At 36.8% G+C, this 17,592-nt stretch carries 22 protein-coding genes; 17 read left to right on the top strand and 5 right to left on the bottom strand.

What is annotated here, in order from left to right; translation table 11 throughout:
- Window positions 1–128: 128 nt before the first annotated feature.
- The 3 genes from UC75_RS18455 to UC75_RS18445 are packed head-to-tail and all read left to right on the top strand — an operon-like array spanning window position 129 to window position 2,355.
- Entirely contained in the window at window positions 129–632 is a 504-nt protein-coding gene (locus UC75_RS18455; protein WP_004796328.1) for a YfiR family protein, read from the top strand.
- A gap of 5 nt (window positions 633–637) precedes the next feature.
- On the top strand, window positions 638–1,861 hold the full coding sequence (locus UC75_RS18450; RefSeq protein WP_005065229.1) for a diguanylate cyclase domain-containing protein: 1,224 nt from the start codon (window positions 638–640) through the stop codon (window positions 1,859–1,861).
- 14 nt (window positions 1,862–1,875) lie between these two features.
- Complete coding sequence (locus tag UC75_RS18445; RefSeq protein ID WP_004796325.1) at window positions 1,876–2,355, top strand: OmpA family protein; 480 nt, start codon at window positions 1,876–1,878, stop codon at window positions 2,353–2,355.
- A gap of 51 nt (window positions 2,356–2,406) precedes the next feature.
- Here the strand turns inward: UC75_RS18445 and UC75_RS18440 are convergent, their stop codons facing one another.
- Window positions 2,407–3,417: a metallophosphoesterase gene (locus UC75_RS18440; RefSeq protein ID WP_049838422.1), complete on the bottom strand. Its 1,011-nt coding sequence runs from the start codon at window positions 3,415–3,417 to the stop codon at window positions 2,407–2,409.
- A 106-nt stretch (window positions 3,418–3,523) separates the two neighbouring features.
- On the opposite strand from UC75_RS18440, the gene UC75_RS18435 reads away from it, so the two are divergent.
- Window positions 3,524–5,149: a phospholipase D family protein gene (locus tag UC75_RS18435; RefSeq protein WP_004796322.1), complete on the top strand. Its 1,626-nt coding sequence runs from the start codon at window positions 3,524–3,526 to the stop codon at window positions 5,147–5,149.
- Here the strand turns inward: UC75_RS18435 and UC75_RS18430 are convergent, their stop codons facing one another.
- On the bottom strand, window positions 5,150–5,959 hold the full coding sequence (locus tag UC75_RS18430) for a lysophospholipid acyltransferase family protein (RefSeq protein ID WP_049838421.1): 810 nt from the start codon (window positions 5,957–5,959) through the stop codon (window positions 5,150–5,152). It abuts the gene before it with no gap.
- Between the two features lie 214 nt (window positions 5,960–6,173).
- Between UC75_RS18430 and hflX the strand changes: the two genes are divergently transcribed.
- The 4 genes from hflX to UC75_RS18410 all read left to right on the top strand — a co-directional run bounded on the left by hflX (window position 6,174) and on the right by UC75_RS18410 (window position 9,133).
- Window positions 6,174–7,517 (top strand): ribosome rescue GTPase HflX, encoded by a 1,344-nt coding sequence (hflX, locus tag UC75_RS18425; protein WP_004796318.1) that lies wholly within the window; start codon window positions 6,174–6,176, stop codon window positions 7,515–7,517.
- A 33-nt stretch (window positions 7,518–7,550) separates the two neighbouring features.
- Window positions 7,551–7,922 (top strand): hypothetical protein, encoded by a 372-nt coding sequence (locus UC75_RS18420; protein WP_005299915.1) that lies wholly within the window; start codon window positions 7,551–7,553, stop codon window positions 7,920–7,922.
- 10 nt (window positions 7,923–7,932) lie between these two features.
- A complete protein-coding gene (locus UC75_RS18415; RefSeq protein ID WP_009388694.1) occupies window positions 7,933–8,607 on the top strand; it encodes an LrgB family protein in 675 nt (224 codons plus the stop codon).
- 82 nt (window positions 8,608–8,689) lie between these two features.
- Entirely contained in the window at window positions 8,690–9,133 is a 444-nt protein-coding gene (locus UC75_RS18410; RefSeq protein ID WP_004796314.1) for a DUF2147 domain-containing protein, read from the top strand.
- Between the two features lie 38 nt (window positions 9,134–9,171).
- Here UC75_RS18410 and UC75_RS18405 read toward each other — a convergent pair whose 3' ends face one another.
- From UC75_RS18405 to pdxA, 3 genes are read right to left on the bottom strand one after another with little or no spacing between them, the layout of a single operon-like run.
- Window positions 9,172–10,011 carry a symmetrical bis(5'-nucleosyl)-tetraphosphatase gene (locus tag UC75_RS18405; protein WP_049838420.1) on the bottom strand — a complete coding sequence of 280 codons (840 nt, stop codon included), beginning with the start codon at window positions 10,009–10,011 and terminating at the stop codon, window positions 9,172–9,174.
- Window positions 10,012–10,824 (bottom strand): 16S rRNA (adenine(1518)-N(6)/adenine(1519)-N(6))-dimethyltransferase RsmA, encoded by an 813-nt coding sequence (gene rsmA, locus UC75_RS18400; protein ID WP_049838419.1) that lies wholly within the window; start codon window positions 10,822–10,824, stop codon window positions 10,012–10,014. It lies immediately after the preceding gene.
- 23 nt (window positions 10,825–10,847) lie between these two features.
- Complete coding sequence (pdxA, locus tag UC75_RS18395; protein ID WP_128825369.1) at window positions 10,848–11,831, bottom strand: 4-hydroxythreonine-4-phosphate dehydrogenase PdxA; 984 nt, start codon at window positions 11,829–11,831, stop codon at window positions 10,848–10,850.
- 173 nt (window positions 11,832–12,004) lie between these two features.
- On the opposite strand from pdxA, the gene rplM reads away from it, so the two are divergent.
- From rplM to UC75_RS18350, 9 genes are all read left to right on the top strand, one after another.
- Window positions 12,005–12,433, top strand: coding sequence for a 50S ribosomal protein L13 (gene rplM / locus UC75_RS18390; RefSeq protein WP_003656097.1), 429 nt, complete (start codon window positions 12,005–12,007; stop codon window positions 12,431–12,433).
- A gap of 12 nt (window positions 12,434–12,445) precedes the next feature.
- Entirely contained in the window at window positions 12,446–12,832 is a 387-nt protein-coding gene (gene rpsI / locus UC75_RS18385) for a 30S ribosomal protein S9 (protein ID WP_002048725.1), read from the top strand.
- Window positions 12,833–13,007: 175 nt separating this feature from the next.
- Window positions 13,008–13,661 carry a glutathione S-transferase N-terminal domain-containing protein gene (locus UC75_RS18380; RefSeq protein ID WP_004796304.1) on the top strand — a complete coding sequence of 218 codons (654 nt, stop codon included), beginning with the start codon at window positions 13,008–13,010 and terminating at the stop codon, window positions 13,659–13,661.
- 6 nt (window positions 13,662–13,667) lie between these two features.
- On the top strand, window positions 13,668–14,102 hold the full coding sequence (locus UC75_RS18375; RefSeq protein ID WP_005299900.1) for a ClpXP protease specificity-enhancing factor: 435 nt from the start codon (window positions 13,668–13,670) through the stop codon (window positions 14,100–14,102).
- A gap of 17 nt (window positions 14,103–14,119) precedes the next feature.
- Window positions 14,120–14,776 carry a hypothetical protein gene (locus UC75_RS18370; protein WP_049838418.1) on the top strand — a complete coding sequence of 219 codons (657 nt, stop codon included), beginning with the start codon at window positions 14,120–14,122 and terminating at the stop codon, window positions 14,774–14,776.
- A 338-nt stretch (window positions 14,777–15,114) separates the two neighbouring features.
- A complete protein-coding gene (locus UC75_RS18365) occupies window positions 15,115–15,474 on the top strand; it encodes a hypothetical protein (RefSeq protein WP_049838417.1) in 360 nt (119 codons plus the stop codon).
- Between the two features lie 83 nt (window positions 15,475–15,557).
- Window positions 15,558–16,523 (top strand): hypothetical protein, encoded by a 966-nt coding sequence (locus tag UC75_RS18360; RefSeq protein ID WP_049838416.1) that lies wholly within the window; start codon window positions 15,558–15,560, stop codon window positions 16,521–16,523.
- 8 nt (window positions 16,524–16,531) lie between these two features.
- Window positions 16,532–17,092: a GTP-binding protein gene (locus UC75_RS18355; protein ID WP_049838415.1), complete on the top strand. Its 561-nt coding sequence runs from the start codon at window positions 16,532–16,534 to the stop codon at window positions 17,090–17,092.
- Window positions 17,085–17,504, top strand: coding sequence for a roadblock/LC7 domain-containing protein (locus tag UC75_RS18350; protein ID WP_049838414.1), 420 nt, complete (start codon window positions 17,085–17,087; stop codon window positions 17,502–17,504). The genes UC75_RS18355 and UC75_RS18350 overlap by 8 nt, the downstream gene beginning before the upstream one ends.
- Window positions 17,505–17,592 lie beyond the last annotated feature (88 nt).

Below are 17,592 nucleotides of genomic sequence, written 5' to 3'. Positions count from 1 at the left end.
ATTTAATATCACTGCATGTTCGTTTTTTAGCCTTTTTAGTCAACTTTAGATGAGATATTAAACTTTTTTTACTTTATCAACTTCATGTAGAATAGATTATTCGTGCAATAGTTTGGCATTAACTCACCATGTGGCAGTTCGCTAAAAAAGTATTTGTTTGCATACTTGTAGTGTTTGCTACGAGCGGGCCTTGTTATGCCAATTCAAAACATAACTTCTATGTGCTTACTTTATCTATTCTAAGCTACAGTAAGTGGGAGAATGTAAATACTCCTACTCTTTGTATTATTGATAATCCCTCTATTACATCTACGTTTCAATCTTATATCCAGCAAATGTCTTATAATTATCGTGTTCAAACTGTAAACGCGAAAGATTTTGCTCGGTCACATTGTCAGGCCGTTTATTTTTCTACGACTTCGCCCCAACAACAACAAAGCCTTATTCAGAACTATCCTTACCGTTCTTTACTTTCTTTAAGCATTAATAATCCAGAGTGCGAAATTGGAAGTATCTTTTGTTTATATAATCAAAATAATTACACTACCTTTAAAGTTAACTTAGATGCTTTAAGTCACTCCAAAGTTCATATTGATCCGAGAGTATTACTCTTGGCTAAGAATGCGGAGTAAGGATTATGATATCAAAGTTGTATCAATCCACTTCATTGCATGCATTATTTAGAAAATCTCAATTTACTATCTTTGCAATTACTTTCTTTATCTGCTCTTTTACGTTTGTGTCGATTTCTGTTTTTACAATGGAAACTTACGCCAAACAAAATTTGCAATTGCTTAGCCATACGCTACTAGAGCGTATTCAGCCTGCAGTTGTATTTAATGACAAAATTACGATTGAGCAAATTTTGAATGAATATACGAATGACCATTCAATTCGTACTATTCATATTTATGATTCAGAGCATCATTTAATTGCACAAAGTTTTAAATTATCAAGTCAGACTTCAATTTTAGAGGGCTGGTTTGATCATTGGTTTCTGAATGAACCCGTTCATCTTACAATTTATCATCACGAGCAAAATGTAGGTGAACTCACGCTTTTTGGTAGTTCCGAAAAAATATTGCAGTTCCTCAAAATGATTATGGTAGGACTAGCAATTGCTATGTTGTTTATTGTTTGTGCTTTGTGGTGGTCAGTAAATTTAACTTATCGTCAAATTATGCAGGCTATTTATCCACTTACTAATATTGCTCAAATTGTAAGTGAACAAAAAGCTTATAATCTTCGTTTTCCCTATAATCGAATTAAAGAATTTCAAGATTTAAATACCGTTTTTAACGAGTTACTTGAAGAAATTCAGATATGGGATAACCAGCTACAAAAGGAAAATCGTAAGTTATCCTTTCAGGCTCATCATGACCAACTCACCTTATTGCCTAATAGACATTATTTTTATCAGATTCTCTTAGACATGTTTGAAGATAAGGGTTTTGATAACAAGTCTGCGTTATTATTTATAGATAACAACAACTTCAAAGCAATTAATGATCAGTTTGGCCATTTAGCTGGAGATGAAGTTCTAAAAGAAATGGCGAATCGTCTGCAAACCCGTCTACGTCATCAAGATTTTATTGCACGATTAGGCGGCGACGAATTTGCTGTCATTTTGCATTCCATTAGTCATGCTGATCATTTAATATCTATTGCTGAAAATTTACTCGAAAGCTGTAAAGAACCTTTGCATCTGAATGGTCAAACGATTTACTTCAGTTTTAGTGTAGGTATTGCTTTATCACAATTTGCATCTAGCCCCGAAGATTTCATTATGCAAGCAGACCAAGCAATGTATAAGGCTAAAAATTCGGATGAACACTGGTTTATCTATAAACCTGAAAATTAAATTTAGGCTAATCTATGAATACAAGATCTCTAAAACTCTCCTTTATTGCATTGCTATGCATTACTCTTGCAGGGTGCCTGAGTTTTGGTCCATTAAAATATCGTCAGGTAAAATTGCTCAAAAAAGAAGGTTTCGTTCTTACCGATGAAGGATGGACTTTAGGTTTACCAGAACGTTTGTTATTTGACTTTAATAATGCAGAGTTAAAACAAAGTCATGAGGCTGAGTTAGTACGTCTAGCAAATCAATTGAATAAATATGATCTAAATAAATTGAAAATTGTAGGTCATACTGATGATGTTGGCGATGCTGCTTATAATCAAAAGCTATCTGAGGAGCGCGCACAAAGTGTAGCAAACCTTTTCTTAGCTCGTGGATTTAAAAAAGAAAATATCTACGTGATTGGTCGTGGTTCAACGCAACCTTATGTTCCAAATACAACCAATGAAAATCGTGCGATTAACAGACGTGTTGCCATTGTTGTTATTCCATAAGCAAGTTTAATTCATAAAAAAAGCCAATCCTCTGTGATTGGCTTTTTTATTTTAAACTAACTCAATAATATCAATGGTTGGCGGTACTCTAAACCGTAAAGGGATGCCGACCATTCCTGTGCCAACGGTAACAAAAACATCCGCATGTTCGTGAGAGTAAAATCCACGTTTATGACCTAAAATTGATACTTTTTTCATAATATAGTTAGTCAGCCATGGGAGCTCCACCTGCCCTCCATGTGTGTGTCCTGATAACATTAATGGACGATTCGGTAATTTAGGCACCATATCGACCGTATCCGGATTATGAGACAAAATTAACCAAGGTTTATCTTGAGGTAAATCTGGCATGGAACGCATATCTGTTTTTCCAGCCCAAAGATCACCAATACCAATCAGACGGAATTCTTCAAAATCAACGATCCTTCCTTCGATATCAACAACTTCATTATAAAATAAAGCATCTTTTAATAATTGTTGAATCGGTGGGCCAGGATATTGCTCATCATGATTTCCAGGAACAGAGTAAACAGGTGCCTGAATTTCTTTTAAAACACTTAACTCTTCAATCAGTCTATCTTCTGGTTCATACGTCCAGTCACCAGCGACTACGACTAAGTCAGGTTGCTGCTCATTTAATTTTCTAACTATGGTTTTGAGCTGACGTTCATGCCCTGAAAATAAACCAATATGTAAATCTGCAATTAGGGCTACTCTGACTGGCTTATTAAAACTACGATCTGGATTTAAGCGATATTGATGAGTATCGACACGGACTAGATGAGGCTCAATAAATCGGGCATAAATTAAAACACCACTTAAGAAAAAGATAAAAATACCTTGATGAATTGAGTAGTAACCAATCCAAGCAGCATATAAATTAAAAAACCAGAGAGGAATAAGTAGATAAGAGAGATAAAATGCGAGTAAATGCACAAAAGCTTTAAATGGATGAATCGTCTCAGTCCGAGATTGATGAATCCAAGCCTCAGAAATTCCCCATAGAGCAAGTATTGAAAAAATAAAGTAAAAACAAAAAATAATTGAATTTGGATTCCACATTACGACTCTCGACTTATCTTCTATTGATTGCTAGTAATCAAATTCAATATTTATCTTTCAATATGCACGAATTATACTCTAGCTCACGTTATCGTATGTACTGATTATGGCACAATCCTCTCATTCCAAACAGCTTCAAACGAATCAACAAGCTAGAAGCTTTTTGATAAAAGCCTCTATAGTCCTATGTTCTAGTTTTGCTGTGGGTTTGACAGGATGTAGTACTCTGCCAAAACATGGTGTTGAGCCATTAGAATATGCAAATGATATCGACACATCAGAGACTTCACTTGCTCAAATTATTACTCCCTTACGTCAGCAAAACCCAAAGCTAACGGGTTACCACGTCTTAAATGATCCATTGGAGGCTCTAGCAGCCCGCCTAAGATTAATTGATAAAGCTGAAAAGACTTTAGATTTACAATATTACATTTGGGATAATGACAAAGTTGGTGCTTTAGCTTTGCATGCCATTATTCGAGCAGCTGATCGGGGGGTAAAAGTCCGACTTCTTATTGATGATAATAATGCAAAAAAAATGGAAGGGATTTTACTCGCTCTTTCTCAGCATAAAAATATTGAAGTTAAGCTTTTTAACCCCTACCGTTTCCGCAAATATCGTGCGATGGATATGGTGCTTGATTTAAAACGTATCAATCGTCGCATGCACAATAAAAGTTTTATTGCCGACAATGAGGTTGCTCTTATTGGCGGACGTAACATGACCAATCAATATTATAATGTAAGCGATAGCTATCAATTTTCTGATGTCGATGTAATGTTGGTCGGTGCTGCTGTTGATGACATTGTGAATTCTTTTGATGACTACTGGAATCATGAATACGCCTATTCAGTTCAAAGTATTGTAAGTCCAGAGCAGCACCGTTTACGCTATGAAGGATTAAAAGAGCAACTCGAAGCTCACTACCAACAAGCAACTGTTCAAAACTTTTTAAATTTAACTGCAAAATCACATGCATTTGATAAATGGTTAAATCACAATATTCAATTCGACTGGGTTAAAGCAGAAGTCGTAAAAGACTCACCTGATAAAATTAAATCAAAGGCAAAAAAAGAAGAGCACTTAAATTTCCAGTTAATTAACCATCTGGAAAAACCAGAAAGTAATGTAGATTTAATTTCAGCTTATTTTATTCCTGAAAAACAAGGCGCTAAAATTTTAAGCACGCTTGCTAAAGAAGGTGTGGAAGTACGCGTTCTAACTAACTCGTTTAAAGCAAATGATGTTGCCGTTGTACATGCATTTTACGGAAAGTACCGTAAAGAACTGCTTAAAAACGGCGTACAACTTTATGAGTTTTTACCTACACCAGATAAAAGAGATTTAAATAAAAATACAGATGAGCTTGCCACTAAAGCAAAAGTAAACATGAAAGGATTAAGCCGCTCAAGCTTACATACTAAACTGATGGCATTAGATGAACAGGTTTTTATTGGCTCATTTAATTTTGATCCACGCTCAGCTTATTTAAATACTGAAATTGGCGTAATTTTAGATAGCCCGTCATTGGCTAAGACAATTCACCATACGATGGACGAAAATTTAAATAAATATGCTTATAAGTTAAAGCTCGACGCTAACAATCATATTTATTGGCAGCAAGAAACTCCTAATGGCCCTTTAATTTATAAACAAGAACCCGAGATGAAATGGTGGCAAAAAGCAGGCATGAAATTTCTTTCATGGCTGCCACTTGAAGGCTTTATGTAATTAATTTTTTGGCTTAAGTACTTTCTGATGTAGTTGAGCCAAACCTTCTACCATTTTTTCTTGAACTTCACGCGTTAAACTCTTCACATCATGCCCTTCCACTGAAATTGGAGGCAAAGTTAATAGATGAGCAGTTACTTTCGGCATTTCAAGTACGCGTTGAATATGTTCAGCAAATGTCATGTCGCCAATGAATGGCGCAACTGTATCTAATTGTCCATGACGGTTTACATAACAAATTAAACATACCTGTACTGGGCGTTGAGCCTCAATAGCAGCACCGAGCAAACGACCATGTACTTTCTTAACAGAATGTCCATCTGTAGTGGTCGCTTCAGGAAAAAATAGTACGGGAATATTTTGTTTTAAAAATTCAGTAATTTGCTCACGAATTTTAACGGAATCACCAGACCCACGCTTAATAAATAAAGTGCCGCCACCTTTAGCTAGATTGCCTAAAATAGGCCAATTTTCAATTTCAGCTTTAGCAAGAAAGAAAACACGAGCTCCTGAACCTAAAACAGCAACATCGAGCCAAGAAATATGATTACTTACCCATAAAGCAGGTTCTCTAGGAATTGTTCCGTGTACTTCTACATCTAAGTTGAAAACCTGACATAAACGGCGGCAAAAATATTGAACATAGCGTGTATTGACCGGATTATTAGGATCTTTATAAAGGCCGTGTCGATAAACTAAATAAAAACCTTCACTAATTGCAGCGGTAGCCGAAGTGACTTTTTTTCCGTACAAACCTATTTTTGATAATTTCTTTAACGTTGAATTAACTATACTTTGCGTTTGAGCCATAAAATTTCACTAACGATCAATCATTGTTATACCCATCTCGAGCATTCTATACGTTTCAGAATAAACTTGCATTGATGATAGAGAATGGGAAAAAAATAAATTCTGACACCTCTAACAGTATTTAACTAATCTAAAGGATAAGAACAAACGCTTTCCCCTTTTGCATAAGTTTCATCTAGAATAAAGTTTTCCCATTTTCAGGATTTACAACCACGTGGAATATGTTGATCGGCATCAAGGCGGTGAACGCACAATTTTAGTGAGTGTTTCAGTACAATTATTAGATGATCTGGATGCCGAAGAGTTTGCTCTACTTGCACAGTCTGCTGGTGCAGATATCCTTGAACATATTAAGGTTCAGCGAAATAAACCCAATCCTAAATTTTTTATTGGTTCAGGAAAAGTCGAAGAAATTGCAGAGCGAGTTCAGGAACTAGAAGCAAGTCTAGTGATTTTTGACCATGCTTTGTCACCTGCTCAAGAACGAAATTTAGAAAGAATATTAAAATGCCGAGTTATTGATCGTACAGGATTAATTTTAGATATTTTTGCCCTGCGTGCCCGTACGCATGAAGGTAAATTACAAGTGGAACTTGCACAGCTTAAACATTTATCTACCCGTCTTATTCGTGGTTGGTCAGCCGACTTTGAGCAACAAAAAGGTGGTATTGGCTTACGTGGTCCTGGTGAAACGCAACTAGAAACAGATCGTCGTCTCATTCGTGTACGTATTGCCCAATTAAAAGATAAATTAGAAAAGGTACATCAAACCCGTATACAAGGACGTGCTGCAAGACAAAAGGCAGCCATTCCAACTGTGTCGTTAGTAGGCTATACCAATGCTGGCAAATCAACTCTATTTAATATTTTAGCGAAAAGTGATGTCTACGCAGCCGATCAACTGTTTGCAACACTCGACCCAACATTACGTCGTTTGGAATGGGATGGTATTGGTACTGTCGTGCTCGCAGATACGGTAGGTTTTGTACGAAACTTACAACATGATTTAATTGAATCATTCAAAGCAACACTTGAAGAAACCCTAGAAGCCACTCTTTTACTACATGTCATTGATAGTAATAGTCATGACATGCTTGATCAAATTGAAGCAGTTGAAAGCGTTTTAAAAGAGATTGGTGCAGATGCTCCAGTACTTCGGGTATACAACAAAATTGACCTGAGTGGTGAAGAAGCCAAAATTGTTTATGCCGAACCACATGTACCAGATCGAGTTTATGTTTCTGCTCACGCAGGCCTTGGTCTAGAGTTACTTCAAAAAGCAGTACAAGAATGTTTAATGGGACAAATTCAAAAGTTTTCTCTGATTCTTAAACCTGCTTATGGCAAATTTCGCACACAGCTTTATGCCTTAAATGTAATTGAGTCTGAACACTACGATGATGCAGGCTTATTACATATTGATGTACGTATTGCACCACATAAGCTGGAAAAGCTTATTCGCCAAGCAAAACTGCCCTTAGAAGAAATCTTGGGAGAACGCGCTAATCAATTTAAGCGACCATTGGAAGAGTTTGAAATCAAGGGCGAGATCAGTTAAAACTCGATAAGTAAACTTTTAGAGATAAAAAATATGGATAAGATCAAAAGTATAGACTGGACAGCATGGGTAGCAACTTTACTACTCATTATTGGTTTTCGTGAAGGCTCTGTCATCGTCATGCGTGCTTTTGGTCATCCAGAATTAGGTAATCTGGTCGGGTTAATCAGCTTACTCACTGTTTTGATTATCTGGAGAAAGTTTAAAAAAATCCCTCTTCGAATAGTTGATACGAATAATAAAATCATGAAAGAAAGTGGTTTTGCTTTTTTACCTGTTTGTGCTGGCTCTTTAATTATGTTGGTGCATATGGGTAAAGAAATTCCACTATTCCTTTTTGTTTTAGTGGTCAGCACCCTTATACCTTTGTGGGTCTATGCAAAAATGGCAAAACGTTGGTTATAAGGAGAATAAAATGTTTACGATTTTCTACGGTTTTTTGATCACACTGATTGGTTATCTATGTGCAAAACCTTTAAACCGACGCTTTCCGCAAGTTCCACTTTTAGTTTTCGGCATGTTCATTGTCATTGCATTGCTTTCAGTTTTACAAGTTCCTTATGAACAATATCGCCTTTATGTGAATGACTTATTTGGTCATTTATTAGGTTATGTCACAGTAGCCTTAGCCATTCCTTTAGCTGCAATGCGTTACGATGATCTACCAATTAAATCAGTCATTGGGATTTTACTTTTTGCAAGTATTAGCGCCGTAGCTTTGCCTATGGGCCTTGCTTATTTATTGCATATGTCGGAACCTACCATTCTTGCATTTGCAACCCGCGCGGTGACTACTCCTATCGCCTTAAATATCGCAACGTTATTGCATGCTCCTGAAACGCTGGTAACGCTTATTGTTATTTTATCTGGCGTTATTGGAGCAGCTTTTTCACCATTTTTACTTAAACATATTCATGATGAAAGAGCATCTGGATTAGCCTTAGGTTTAGCTGCGCATGCCATAGGAACAGCTCAAGCATGGCAACGCGGACCTGTTGCAGGTCGCTACGCTGCATTTGGTATGGCTTTAAACGGCGTATTTACTGCAATTTGGCTGCCTACATTAATGTTGTCACTTGGCACACCATAATTAAGAAGCCTATTAAATAAACATTGAACGGTATATCAATTCGAAATAAGATGACCTTTCAATGTTAAAAGGATTTTTAATCATGGGGAAAATTTTTATTGGAGCTCTGCTCTTACTGGGGATCAACACTGCTACATTTGCAGCAGACATTACAGGTCTTTGGCAAACAATTGATGATAAAACTGGTGCTCCCAAAGCACAGGTAGAAATACGAAAAGAAGCAAATGGGACATATGCCGGAAAGATTATCAAAGTTACACCACGCCCAGGTTATACCCCTAAAGAGATTTGTGATAACTGCCCTTCGCCGTATACCAATAAACCAATTATAGGATTGGATATTGCAACTGGCTTAAAACAAACAGATGATCTTAATTATACAGGTGGGAAAATTTTAGATCCTAATACTGGTAAAGTTTACGGGCTTAAAGCAAAACTCAGTGCAACTGGTAAACGTCTTCATATGCGTGGATATCTTGGCGTTTCAGCATTAGGCCGTAACCAAATTTGGTTACGCGTAGAATAAAAGTTAAAAATAAAAAAGCCGCTTATGCGGCTTTTTTATTACATCACTGGATTTTCAACAGCAAAGATTTCTTTGTCTTCAAGGCGATAAGCCATTAATTTTCTGCCCCAGACACAGCCGCCATCAATATTCTGAATCTGATCATTAATAGTTCTGCCCTCGAGCGCAGCCCAATGGCCAAAAATGATTTGATGAGTTTGTGCCGCTTTGCTCGGAAATTCAAACCAAGGTAAATAACCCTCTGGCATTGGCGCATCCAGAGCATCTTTAAAACTGAACTCTAAAGCCCCTTCTGCGTTGGTTAAACGCATGCGGGTCAAATAATTAGTAATACAACGTAAACGAGCTGAACCCGTTAAGTCGTTTTCCCACAAATCTGGTTTTGAGCCATACATTTCTGCCAAAAAGGCATCCAATACAGATAAGTCTTGATGAGAGAGTACTGCTTCAACCTCTTTTGCAAGCGTTGCAGTCTTTTGTGCATCCCAAATGCAAGGTATACCTGCATGAGTAAGAATTGTGTGCTCGTTCGGGAATAAACATAAAGGTTGTTTCCGCAACCAGTCGATTAATTCATCGCCATCAATTGCATCAATAACGTCTTGCGTACGATCTTTTTCTTTAATCTCTTTTAAACCACGCGCACCAGCCACTAAAGTCAGATCATGATTTCCGAGTACAGTTGCAGCAGCGCCGCGATCAGCAAGTTTTTTAACAAACCGTAAGGCACCCACTGAGTTTTCGCCACGAGCGACTAAATCACCTGCAAACCACAAAAAATCTTGGTCTGGATCAAAACGTATTTCTTTAAGTAAGGCTTTCAGAGCTTCAAAACACCCTTGTACATCGCCAATCACATAATTAAAACGTTTAGTCATTTATGCCACCATTTGATCGGCTAAAGCAACAAATTGAGCAAGTGTTAACGTTTCTGGACGAGCCATCGGATCAACGCCTGCTTTTTCAAAACCATCGTCAGCAATCATACCTTTTAGACTATTTCTTAGGGTTTTACGGCGTTGGGTAAATACATGAGCAACCAAACGAGCTAAAGCTTTTTCATCTTTTGCAATAATTGGTTTTTGTTCATATGGAACAAGGCGGAAAACAGCACTCGTTACTTTAGGTGGCGGGTTAAATGCACCAGCTGGCACTTCAAATAAAAACGTAGGTTGGCAATAATACTGAATCATTACCGACAAGCGCCCATATTCTTTTGTGTTTGGTTCTGCGGTAATGCGTTCAACCACCTCTTTTTGCAGCATAAAGTGCATGTCTTTAACTTTACTGCCAAATTCCAAGAGATGGAAAAGTAATGGAGTTGAAATGTTATAAGGTAAATTACCAACCACACGTAATGGTCGACCATCTTTTACCAGTTCATTAAAATCATATTTTAATGCATCAGCTTCGATAATAGTTAAACGTTCAGGGTGTGGAACGCGTTCTGGCAAGCCTGCTGCTAAATCACGATCTAGCTCAACCACTGTTAATGCATCACACTCTCCAATTAAAGGAGAAGTTAAAGCAGCCAAACCAGGACCAATTTCAACAACATTTTCACCCGCACGCGGGTTCACCGAGCGCACGATTTTGGCAATGACTCGCTGATCATGTAAGAAGTTTTGACCAAAACGTTTACGAGCTTTATGCCCTTCATCTTTCGGGTTTAGGGCATTAATTTGATACATATAACATTTCCAACATGAAAAATTTAGCTCGCTGCTAAAGATAAAGCTAAATCGACAGCGACATTTAAACTTGAGCTTTTTGCCAAACCGGTCCCAGCCAAAGACAACGCAGTGCCATGATCGACCGAGGTTCGGATGAATGGCAAACCCAATGTAATATTGATGGCCTCACCAAACCCTTGTGATTTTAACACAGGTAAACCTTGATCATGGTACATAGCGAGTACAGCATCAGCATTTTTAAGATGCTCAGGGGTAAATAAGGTATCCGCAGGCAAGCTTAGGCTCATTTTAATTCCTTGCGCCCGATAAGTTTCGAGTACCGGATTAATGGTATCAATCTCTTCACGGCCCAAATAGCCATCTTCCCCCGCATGAGGATTTAAGCCACACACCAATATGCGTGGATCAACGATCTTAAATTTAGTTTTTAAATCATGTATTAAAATATCAATGACTTGATGTAACCGTTCTTTGGTAATTGCATCGGCAACATCTCTTAAAGGCAAATGCGTAGTCGCTAAAGCAACGCGCAGAGTCTTAGTTGCAAGCATCATGACAACGCGCTCTACCCCTGCAAATTCTTGATAGTATTCAGTGTGACCACTAAACAAAATGCCTGCATCATTAATGACCGATTTTTGCACTGGTGCCGTAGCTACCCCAACACTTTTACCAGACATGGCATAATCAGCTGAACGGCGTAATTGTTCTAATACATAAGCCGCATTAGCTGAATTTAATTGGCCATCAATAACCGCCGTTTCTAAAGGTACATGCTCTATATAAAGCTCACCAGAAGAGGATGATTCAGCTTGTCCCGTATATTCTATAAATTGAATATTTATACCGAGTTTCTGGGCACGTTGTTCTAATAAATTTTGGTCACCAAAAACAACAACAGGACGTTCATCAACTCGCTGAGCCAAGCTCAAGCAAATATCTGGACCAATACCAGCCGGCTCACCGGAAGTGACATATAAAGGCAGCACAATCACCCCAGACACATAACTAAAATTTGTTTGATTTTAACATATCCCGCATTCATCGGTTTATGGATTAAATTATGTGGCTTAAACTGGATTTTTCTTGTGACTTTGAACAAACTCGTTTAGAATGCTCGCTCCTTTTGTTTGGACAGATTCCATAGTCCAAACCAACTATAATAGGTAGTGGTTTAATGAAAACTCTCAGCGCTAAGCCAGCTGAAGTTCAACATGACTGGTATGTTGTTGATGCTTCTGGCAAAACTTTAGGTCGCCTTGCGACTGAAATCGCTCGTCGTTTACGCGGTAAGCACAAAACTTCTTATACTCCTCACGTTGACACTGGCGATTACATCGTTGTGATTAATGCTGAACAAGTTCAAGTGACTGGTAAAAAAGCGCTTGATAAGAAATATTATCGCCATACTGGTTTCCCTGGTGGTATCCGTGAGACTAACTTCGAGAAGTTAATTGCTCACAAGCCTGAAGCTGTTCTTGAAAAAGCAGTTAAAGGCATGTTACCAAAAGGTCCTCTTGGTTATGCAATGATCAAAAAAATGAAAGTGTACGCTGGTACTGAGCATCCGCATGCTGCTCAACAGCCACAAGTTTTGGACATCTAAGGGATACAGCACATGGCTACTAATTATGGTACAGGTCGCCGTAAGACCGCAACTGCACGTGTTTTCTTGTCTGCTGGTACAGGCAAACTCGTTATTAACAACCGTACTTTAGAGCAATATTTCGGTCGTGAAACTGCTCGTATGGTTGTTCGTCAACCTTTAGAACTTTTAGAAGTTACTGAAAAGTTTGACCTTTACATCACTGTTAAAGGTGGTGGTATCGGTGGTCAAGCTGGCGCGATCCGTCACGGTATTACTCGTGCGCTTATCGCTGCTGACGAAACTTTAAAACCTGTTCTTCGTCAAGCTGGTTTCGTTACTCGTGATGCTCGTGAAGTTGAACGTAAGAAACTTGGTTTACGTAAAGCTCGTAAGCGTCCTCAATTCTCTAAACGTTAATTCGTTTATCGAGTTGGACAAAAAGCCTTGGATTTTTCCAAGGCTTTTTTTATTATGAAAATCGAACAATAAAATGCAAACTTATAAATATAAACAAACTATCTCTTTAGAACCGTGATTTCCTAGAGCATTTTTAGTATCCTAATCGATTCACTCAACCACGTCGTCTTGTGATATGTCGGTCGAAAACACCTCTATTCAGGGGATTACCCTTTACAGTCATGCTGATGATTTCCGTTCTCACTGGATTCGTTTTCTATTAGCAGAAAAGCAAATCAAATATCAATTGATCATAACTGACCATGAAGACGAAGATTTGGCAAGTTTGAATCCTTATAACCAATTGCCGATGTTGGTCGAGCAAAATCTTAAATTATTTTCAGCGCCTATTATTGCTGAGTATTTAGATGATCGTTATCGCCAAAGTAAGCTTTACGCAGATGCTCCAATGATGCGTGCAGAGCAGCGTCAATATATCTGGAGACTTGAAAACGACTGGTTCAAGTTAGCAGATCATATGTTAAAACATACTGATTCTTTAAATATAGAACAAAAGCAAAAAGCTCAAAAAGAATTACGTGAAACTTTAATTTCACTTACTCCTCTATTTCAGCATTTTCCCTATTTTATGTCTGAAAATTTCACAATTTTGGACTGTATGCTTGCACCTATCTTCTTAAGATTAAATAGCATGGGAATCGATTTACCCAAACAGCATTGCCGACCAATACTTTTGTATTGTAAACGTATCTTTGAGAGACCTTCTTTTGCTAAATCAATGACGGCTCAAGAGAAAAACCGTTACAATGAACTATTAAATATGGAATAGTGTGATATGTCTGAGCAAACTATTGATTTAACCCCTACACGTCCTTATCTTGCTCGTGCAATCTATGAATGGATTTGTGATAACCAACTTACTCCTTATCTATTAGTAGATGCGACACAGCCACATACTGATGTTCCACAGCAATTTGTTAAAGATGGCCAAATCGTTTTAAATATCGTGCCTCATGCTGTTCATCAACTTATTATTGGAAATGAAGCGATTACTTTTTCTGCTCGTTTCGGGGGAGCATCAAAAGACATTTATGTACCTATTCAAGCTGTTCTAGGTATTTATGCACGTGAGAATGGACAAGGTTTATTTTTTGATCCTGAAGAATATGCCAATGTAGCACCTGTAGAAAATACAGTAGAGTCTGAAGTACAAGAAACAATTGAAACAACATCAACTAAGAAAAAACCAACGTTAAGAATTTTAGATTAAATTTAGAGGAAGAAAGCATGGCATTTGATTTAGTCCAATACTTTGCTGAGCAGATAAAAATTCAAAAGCCTCAGCTTTTAAATCAATATCCAGTTAATGAAAAAAATAAACTGATTGATGAGGTGAATATTCTTACGCTTGGAAAACTGATTAGTTTATGGCGCCAAGATGACAATAAGATTTATCAAGAAATCAAAACTTCAGATCCACTTTATATTCAAGAAGTTGCTCGTCATCTAACAACGTCTAAGCATAATCAGTCAGCTTTAAAAAATTCAGAGCTAGAACAGAGTATTTCTGAAATTTTAACTTTGCAGTTAGCAGAACTTAACCAACTCGATGAAACAGGTGGTTTTGGGCATAATGGCTTAAAAGAATTAATTTTAGGCCAAGTAGAACATTTATCAGGTCAGGCAGAAGATTGGGTTTGGTCAACAAACCACCTAAATGAGTTAATTGGTTCTAAACCTGTGGAACAAGAAGAGCTATCATTGGATACAACAATGAAGGAGTTCAACCAAATGGTTCACCAAGCCCAACCTCATCATGACGATTTGCATATTGAAGAACAAGCTACTGAGAGTTCTGTACCTACATGGTCAAAGATTATTGCCCCTGTCGTTGCTTTAGCAATTTTGGGTTATCTCTATTGTATTTACACACAACTCGTTTAGTTTAATCATTGTTATAAAAAGGGGAATTTTTTATTCCCCTTTTTCGATTAAAATTAAAATAATTTATTAATCAATATTGTATTAATATTCTATTACAATTACTTTAGCTAAATTTAAAAATATATAATGTAAACCTCATCGCAGTCTTAAAAGTATAATGTATAAATAATCTTATAATGTTTTTTCTAATCTGACATTTTACGTCACTTCTTCCCCAAAACTGAAACCTCTCAACTTCCTTGGTTAATTGACTTCAAATTGTTCAGAAATATAATGAATTTCAACTACTTTTAGGAAAAAGTAGTAAATATAACTTTAGAATCCTGAGAGATAAAAACATGGCTAAACTTTCTTTAGATAGCTTAACTGAAATTGATGGTTTTATTGCTTCTGCACTTGTTGATTCAGAAAGTGGGTTATCACTTGCAACACAAGGTGGTGGGGAAATTGATTTAGAATTGGCGGCGGCTGGAAATACAGAAGTAGTTCGCGCAAAGCGAAATATCGCCAATGCTTTGAAATTAAATGACAATATTGAAGACATTTTAATTACATTGGGTAAGGCTTACCACTTAATTCGACCTCTAGAAAGTAATAATAGTCTATTCCTTTACTTAGTGCTTGATCGTGCCAAATCGAACTTGGCTATGGCTCGTCATGAGTTAAAGTCATTTGAAAAAGAGCTAGACTTTAGCTAATTAATCTAAGATATGCTTTTTATATTTATTATAAAAAGCATATTAAAACTATTATATTATTCAATAAAACTTAATGTGATACTATGGATAGGAATTACATAAATATTGCTACTACTGGTTTAAGCTTAAAAATTTTAGATGAATTAAAAACTTTAATCAGAAAGTTAATATCTAATGAGTATAGTATTAATTGGGTTAATATTTCTAACAGTCATATTGATCTATTATTAATTAATGAAAACTTTTTTGACTCAGATAATATTCAAAATATTCTTCAAAAGAAAAAATGTCCTTATTTAAAAATTACTAAAACTCCTTCACAAAATGGATATCAACTTAATGAACATACCCTGCATCTGCCATTAGAAAAAGTAGAATCTCTATTAGACTGGCTACAAATAAACCTAATATCTTATTTAAACCAAAAGAAGACTGTTGTAGTTTCAAATTTATCAAATGAGCCCATACTCATTGATGATAAATTTATTAGGAATTTGCACAGCCCAGAAAATGCCAAACTATACCTTTTTGATGATAAAGGCACTCTCGCCATTATTGATAACAGGACTCAGATGGCTTGGTTGGAACCATCACGCCAACAAACTCAAACCAATCAAAGCTTTGATTTTACTTTTGCTAAAACCTCTGACTTCACCAAAGTATCTCGTAAAAAAAACTACTATTTGCAGGACTGGCTATGGAATTTGATTTGGTATTCAAAAAACTTTGGAAATCTAGCTACAGAAGATAAATATTTTAAAATTGATCATTGGCCACAGCCCTACCAAAAAGAATATAGAAAAGTGAGCCTACAACTCTCTGCTTGTTTTATACAGGGAGCAAAAATTACTGATGTGGCTAACCAACTGAACTTGTCAATTGATGATGTCTTGCGCTTCGTTACCGCTTGTTTAATGGCAAATAATGGAAAATTTATTTCTGCGAATAAATGTGCTTACGCCCCAAATTCTTATTTAGAAAACTCAAATACAGACAATCATTTTTTTAGAAATTTTATAGGGAAGATTAGACGGCGTTTTGGTCTTTAAGGGAAGTTATGATTATACAGCAATATAAAATTGTCTTTGCAGGTAGTATGGGGGCAGGTAAAACAGAAGCGATTAAATCGCTATCTGAAATTCCAATTCTTGAAACAGAAGCATTCAACACTGATGTACAAAGCCACCAGAAAACCCAGACCACTGTAGGCATTGATTATGGTGAAATTACTTTAGATGATGGAATCAAAATCGGACTCTATGGCACCCCAGGACAAAGCCGTTTTGATTTTATATGGTCGGTCATTTGTGAAGGTGCAATCGGTGTTATTTTATTATTAGATCACAATAGTCCTAATCCAATTGACGAGTTAGAAAGCTACTTAGAAACTTTTAAAAATTATAACGATAATATTGCGATTGGTATTACTCATGTTGACGAAAATAAAGAATCGTCACTTCAACAATATCGTCATTGGATAAAAGCAAATGGACTGTCATATCCGTTGTTTTTTATTGATGCACGCGAGCAAGAACAAATTTTAATGATGGTTGAATCATTAATTGCATCACTTGAAGTCAAAGTAGGCTTAACATCTCAAGGGAATGATCATGCTTAGTATTCCAACTCAAAAACGCACCGCCCCTACACAACTGTTACAGCTGGCAAAAACTGAAGCTCATAATATTCTGATGAATACGCGTGGTGTAGATTTTGTAATGATTTGCTCTTCTGATGGTTTTGAATTAGCAACAGTAAGTCATAAAAACTACCATAACACCACCAAATTAGCGGCGGTGAGTAGCTCAATTTTGGCAATGGTCACTGCATTTTTAAAAGAGATTCAGCTCACTGGCTGTAATAACATCACATTAGATGCAGATAATGGTAAGGCTATTCTGACGGCTATTCCAGCAATTCATCACCCGATGGTCATGGTCACGCTCAGTAATAAAGAGGTACTTTTAGGGCAACTGCTTTATAGTCTAAAAAAAGCAAGCCAAGTGATTGCAGAGGCAGATGGAGAATAAATCAAGACTTCTGATCGAAAATAAAAACCGCTCAAATAGAGCGGTTTTTTAATTAAATTTGAATAGTAAAAAGCATTTGCCGTTTTTT

Source organism: Acinetobacter sp. V2 (assembly GCF_001188385.1).
Taxonomy (GTDB): Bacteria; Pseudomonadota; Gammaproteobacteria; order Pseudomonadales; family Moraxellaceae; genus Acinetobacter; species Acinetobacter oleivorans.
The sequence above is the reverse complement of the archived record's forward strand: the minus strand, read 5'-3'. Positions and strand labels throughout refer to the sequence as shown.